Raw genomic sequence first — 5,870 nt, 5'->3', positions numbered from 1 at the left:
GGCCGCGACGCCCGCCGCTGCGGGCATCACGTGGGGCGGCTACAACCTGCTGGTGTGGCAGGCGCAGAAGACGCGCACCGTCATCCCGCACCGCACCGACAACGCTCCCGACGGTGACGGGATCTATCGCCCGGACGGCAGCGGCCCGCATCGGGTCACCCGCGACAATCGTGACGAGATCGAGCTACATCTCGCGGTGTTCGGGGATTCCACCGCCGCCGGTCTCGGCGCCGACACCGGCGCGCAGACCCCGGGCGCACGGGTGGCCCGTCGAGTGGCGGTCGAGACCGGGCACGTGGTGCGCTACAGCAACAAGGCGATCGTCGGCGCGACGTCGAAGGGCTTGGCCGCGCAGATCGACGCCATGCTCATCGCCGGTGACCGTCCCGACATCGCGGTGATCCTGGTGGGCGCCAACGATGTCACCGCCCGCAACGGCGTTCGCGCCTCGGCGGGCCGACTCCGGTCGGCGGTGAGCAGATTGCGCGCCATCGACGCCCAGGTGGTGGTCGGTACGTGCCCCGATTTCGGTGTGATCACCGCGATCCCCCAACCGCTGCGCTCGGTGCTGCGGATATGGGGCATGCGACTGGCCGCGCGGCAGAAGGCCGCGGTCGTCTCGGCAGGCGGGCGTGCGGTCCCGATGGCCGATCTGCTGGCGGAGGACTTCCGCGACGCCCCGGACCGAATGTTCTCCTTCGACCGCTACCACCCGTCGGCCGACGGATACTCCCTCGCTGCCGACATACTGCTTCCGGAGGTGCTCGCGGCGCTCGGCGAGTGGGGTCCCGAGCCGCTGCCCGAGCCACCCGAGGTGTCGCCGTCGGTGGACAACAGCAAACTCACCGAGAGGGTCCTGCGGATCGCGCGCACGGTGCGCTGAGCATCGCCCGCCGACGCCCTCAGACGACGGCGCGGCCGTCGGGCAGCAGCAGCGAAACCGCGGCGCCGACAGCGGCGAGACCCGCAGCCCACCAGAACGCGTCGTGGAATCCGGTGCCCCCACCCATCCGCGCGGTCAACACCACCGCGAGCAGGGCCGTGCCGAACGATCCGCCCACCTGTTGGAAGGTCCGGTTCAGCATGCTGACGTCGTGACGTGCCGAACCCGGCAATCCGATGAAGCCGGCCGACATCAGCGGCGACAGCAGCGTCCCGAGACCGAAGCCGCGAACGAGGAGGACCACCATCAGCCAGACCGTGTTGGTGTGATCGCCGGCGACCGCGAACGGAACCGTCGCCGCGGCCACCACCGCGAAGCCGGTGACCGCAACCCACCGTGCGCCGATCGTGTCGGTGAACCGTCCGGCCAGGCTCCGGGTGGCCAGCGCCCCGACCCCCTGCGGGATGAGCACGAGCGCGGCCTGCAGGACCGAGTCACCCCTGACCTGCTGAAAGTACAAGGGCATCAAGAACATCGCACCAAAGGAGGCAATGCCGAAGAAGCACAATCCAAGCGATGAGACGCTCACCGAACGCCGCCGCAATTCGCCGACGTTGACCAGGGCGACTCCATTCCGACGCAGCGCATGCCAGGTGAAGGCGGCGGTCAACACCACGCCCGCGGCGACCGGAACGATCACATCCATCTGCCCGATTCCGTTGTGCGCGTTGGAGAGACCGAGCAGCAACGCCGCCAGCCCGGGTGCAAGTAGGAGCAGTCCGAGTACGTCGAGCGGAGCCGTGGAGCTACGGTCGACGGGGATACGTCTCGCCAGGATCAGCGCGGCGATGCACAACGGCACGTTGACCAGGAACAGCCATCGCCAATCGAGCCAGTTCAGGATGATCCCGCCGACCACCGGCCCGAGGATCGGCCCGAGCGCCGTCGGCAGACTCACCATCGCCACCAGTCGGCCCAGTGCCACCCCGCCGGAGGCCGCCACCAGGATCGACGTCATCAGTGGCATGATCAGCCCGGCACCGAATCCCTGGATCACCCGAAAGGCGATGAGCGAGTCGATGTTCCACGACGCCGCGCACATCACCGATCCGGCGAGGAACAGCACGAGCCCGCCAGTCCATGCTGCGCGGGAGCCGAATCGGGTTGCCGCCCAACCCGCCAGCGGAACAGCCACCGCGAGTGCGAGAAGATACCCCGTACTCACCCATTGCACGGTGCTCACCGTCGCGTGCAGATCCCGACTCAACGCGTCGAGCGCGATGGTCACGATCGTGGTGTCCAGAATCGGCGCGACGAGTCCGACGATGACCGCGATCGCCACCCTCCGGACCTCGCGCGGTACCTCCTGCGTCGGCGGCGTTTCGCCGACGGTCTCGTGGCCGTTCGCACCTTCGTCGTGCCGCACGGTGGACATGAGCGGGCCTCGTTCCCCATAGAGTCATTAAGATACATTGGTGTATCTATTTCTCGACCGTAGACCGGCGCGATAAGATACGCAAGTGGATCTTGAGGAGCGGGCGAAACCGACCCGTCGCCGTGGGGCGGAACTCGAGGCGGCGATCCTCGACGCCGCATGGGATCAATTGCGTGCCCGCGGTTACGGCGGTCTGACGTTCGAGGCGGTGGCCGAGCGAGCGGGCACGAGCCGACCGGTGCTCTATCGCCGATGGTCCGACCGCGCGGACCTGGTGCGTGCGGTAATCCGACGCCGCGGCGAGCTGGCCGCTCCTGTCCTCGCCGATACCGGGACGCTGCGTGGCGATCTGCTGGCCGCGTTACGCGACGCCAACCGCAACCGGTCGAACTTCCTGGTCATGCTCAGCGCCGCGCTCGGCGAGTTCTACGCCGAAACCGGGGAGACCCCACGCGATCTCCGCGCGGTGCTGTTCGGCGGTCGGCCGTCGAACCTCGACACGATCCTCGAGCGAGCGGTGGCGCGCGGCGAGGTCGACCCGGCCCGGCTCACCGCGCGAGTGGTCGCGGTGCCGTTCGACCTCTACCGTCATGAGGTGATGATGACGCTGGCACCGGTTGCCGATGAGACGCTTGAGGAGATCGTCGACGAGGTCTTCCTGCCGTTGGTCACGCCTGGCCCCGGATAGCCGCCCGCACCCGATGGCGCCCGATCGGCCGCATCGCGCGGTCCAGTAATCTGGGCCACATGCCTGAAGCCGTGATTGTCGCCCATGCCCGCTCCCCGATCGGCCGCGCCGGGAAGGGGTCCCTGAAGGACATCCGCCCCGACGAGCTCTCTCGCCAGATGATTGCCGCCGCACTGGCGAAGGTTCCCGAACTCGACCCGACCGACATCGAGGACATCCACTGGGGTATCGGCCAGCCCGCCGGACAGGGTGGCTACAACATCGGCCGCGTGCTCGCCGTCGAACTCGGCTACGACCACATCCCCGGTGTCACGGTGAACCGCTACTGCTCGTCGTCGCTGCAGACCACCCGGATGGCGTTGCACGCCATCCGATCCGGCGAAGGTGACGTCTTCATCTCCGGCGGCGTCGAAAGCGTCTCGAGCTTCGGGATCTCCGGTGGTGCCGACGGCGCCCCGAACTCCAAGAACCCCATCTTCGACGACGCGATCGCCCGCACCGAGAAGACCGCTCAGGGCGGTGCCCCGGCGTGGCACGATCCGCGTGAGGACGGCATCCTGCCCGACGTCTACATCGCGATGGGTCAAACCGCCGAGAATGTCGCGAGCTTCACCGGCATCTCCCGCGAGGATCAGGATCGTTGGGGTGTGCGCAGCCAGAACCTCGCAGAAGAGGCCATCGAGGCCGGCTTCTTCGAGCGCGAGATCGATCCGGTGACCCTGCCCGACGGCACCGTGGTCAGCACCGACGACGGTCCGCGCGCCGGCACCACCTATGAGAAGGTCAGCCAGCTCAAGCCGGTGTTCCGCCCCGACGGCACCATCACCGCGGGCAACGCCTGCCCGCTCAACGACGGCGCGGCCGCCCTGGTGATCATGAGCGACACCAAGGCCAAAGCGCTCGGGCTGACCCCGTTGGCCCGGGTGGTCGCCACCGCCGCGACCGGACTGTCGCCGGAGATCATGGGACTCGGCCCGATCGAGGCGATCCGCAAGGTGTTGAAGGTGTCGGGGATGTCGTTGTCCGACATCGACCTGGTCGAGATCAACGAGGCCTTCGCGGTGCAGGTGCTCGGCTCGGCCGACGCCCTCGGCATCGACCACGACAAGCTCAACGTCTCCGGCGGTGCGATCGCCCTCGGCCATCCCTTCGGCATGACCGGTGCCCGCATCACCACCACACTGCTGAACAACCTGCAGACCCACGACAAGACCTTTGGCATCGAGTCGATGTGCGTCGGTGGCGGCCAGGGCATGGCAATGGTGCTCGAGCGCCTGAGCTGAGCTGATCAGAACAAAGAAGAAACCCCGCTCCTTCGCAGAAGGAGCGGGGTTTCTTTTGTACCGAAGGAACTAGTCCGACTGGAAGTAGCTCAGCAGTCGCAGGATCTCGACGTAGAGCCAGACCAGGGTGACCGTCAGGCCCAGGGCCACACCCCAGGCGGCGCGGTCGGGGGCGCCTGCCCGGATGAGGCGGTCGGCGGCATCGAAGTCGACGAGGAAGCTGAACGCGGCCAGCGCGATGCAGATCAGCGAGAAGATGATCGCGATCGGGCCACCGTCACGCAGGATGCCGGCACCGCCGGTGAACAGGCTCATGATCAGGTTGCCGACCATCAGCACGATGACCCCGATGAGCCCGGCGAACAACATCCGAGTGAACCGCGGGGTCACGCGGATCGCACCGACCTTGTAAACCAGCAACATGCCGAAGAACACACCGAACGTGCCCAGGACGGCCTGCCCGATCAGTGCGCCGGCACTGGTGCCGCTGACCATCCAGTTGGCGAAGACGTAGGAGATCGATCCGACGAACAAGCCCTCGAACACCGCATACCCCAGCACGATCGCCGGATTGTCCTGCTTGCGCCCGAACGAAGCGATCAATACCAGGACCAGCCCGACGATGGCACCGATGCCGAACAGCGGCATCGCGAGCGCTTCGTTCGCCGACACCAGGAAGTAGGCCGCGATCGCCGAGATGGTGAGTACGCCCAGGGTGATGGCGGTCTTGGTGACGACGTCATCGATGGTGAGCTGCCGGGTCGTGGTGGTGGGCTGCTGGGTGTACGGCGGCACCTGCTGGCCGTACTGGTTGTACATGGCTGCCTGACCGGCACCGGCCGCACCGGTGCCGAAGCCCGCATAGCCGCCGGCGGTCTGATTGTCGCGGACCACGCCGCGCATCACCGGATTGCTGCTATCTCGCACCTGGCGCTCCCTATCTGAACGTGAGTGGGTATCTCGTCTGGACAACGGGCGATCACCCGTCAGAGTTCCGACTTTACCTTCTCTTGACCATTCGTGTCAGAAGCCGGGTCCGACAAATCGGTCAGCGGGTGCCCAACTCGGTCAGCAGCCTGCGGACCTCGTCAGGCTCTCGGGCTGCGGTCACACCCATCACGGCCCGGCCCAGACACATCGACCGCAGCATCGTCTCAGCACGATCGAGGTCGTCACCCCAGTTCAGGCTGGGTTTGGAGATCATCAGCGAGGCAATACCGTGGGCGGCCGACCACCATTCGAGCACGATGTCAGCAACCTCCTCGGCCTCGAACATCCCCGCCTCGGCGAGTTCGCTCACGGTGCGGGAGAACCGTACGACCGCCGACGTGGCGAGCACCTCGTCGACCCGTGTCGGGGTGTCGGCGGTGACGCGGGAAAACGCCTGCCGGTACAGCACCGGGGTCGACAGCGCGAACCGGATATAGGCCATCCCGAGGCTCAACGCCCGCTCCAGCGGGTCGGCCACACAGTGCTCGGCGTCGGCCAGTTTCTCGTCGAGTTGCTCGAAGTAGTGGGCGCACACGGCGTCGAGAAGTGCGTCCTTGTCGGCGAAGTGCAAATAGATCGATGGCGGCGTCA

At 67.1% G+C, this 5,870-nt stretch carries 6 protein-coding genes; 3 read left to right on the top strand and 3 right to left on the bottom strand.

Annotation, left to right across the window (positions count from 1 at the left end; genetic code table 11):
* Positions 1-883 (top strand): SGNH/GDSL hydrolase family protein (locus B1964_RS15530; protein WP_216354250.1); only part of this gene is annotated, 883 nt, incomplete at its 5' end.
* A 19-nt stretch (positions 884-902) separates the two neighbouring features.
* Here the strand turns inward: B1964_RS15530 and B1964_RS15525 are convergent.
* Positions 903-2,318, bottom strand: coding sequence for an MDR family MFS transporter (locus B1964_RS15525; protein WP_079930405.1), 1,416 nt, complete (start codon positions 2,316-2,318; stop codon positions 903-905).
* An 85-nt stretch (positions 2,319-2,403) separates the two neighbouring features.
* On the opposite strand from B1964_RS15525, the gene B1964_RS15520 reads away from it, so the two are divergent.
* Positions 2,404-3,006: a TetR/AcrR family transcriptional regulator gene (locus B1964_RS15520; RefSeq protein ID WP_079930404.1), complete on the top strand. Its 603-nt coding sequence runs from the start codon at positions 2,404-2,406 to the stop codon at positions 3,004-3,006.
* Positions 3,007-3,065: 59 nt separating this feature from the next.
* Positions 3,066-4,289: an acetyl-CoA C-acetyltransferase gene (locus tag B1964_RS15515; RefSeq protein WP_079930403.1), complete on the top strand. Its 1,224-nt coding sequence runs from the start codon at positions 3,066-3,068 to the stop codon at positions 4,287-4,289.
* 69 nt (positions 4,290-4,358) lie between these two features.
* Here B1964_RS15515 and B1964_RS15510 read toward each other — a convergent pair whose 3' ends face one another.
* Together B1964_RS15510 and B1964_RS15505 are read right to left on the bottom strand one after the other, a co-directional pair.
* Positions 4,359-5,216 carry a Bax inhibitor-1/YccA family protein gene (locus tag B1964_RS15510; RefSeq protein ID WP_014359401.1) on the bottom strand — a complete coding sequence of 286 codons (858 nt, stop codon included), beginning with the start codon at positions 5,214-5,216 and terminating at the stop codon, positions 4,359-4,361.
* Between the two features lie 121 nt (positions 5,217-5,337).
* The coding region (locus tag B1964_RS15505) for a TetR-like C-terminal domain-containing protein (protein ID WP_139765749.1) at positions 5,338-5,870 on the bottom strand (533 nt) is incomplete at its 5' end.

The organism is Gordonia sp. i37, from assembly GCF_002043085.1.
Lineage (GTDB): Bacteria > Actinomycetota > Actinomycetes > Mycobacteriales > Mycobacteriaceae > Gordonia > Gordonia polyisoprenivorans.
This window is presented reverse-complemented; position numbering and strand designations above follow the sequence as displayed.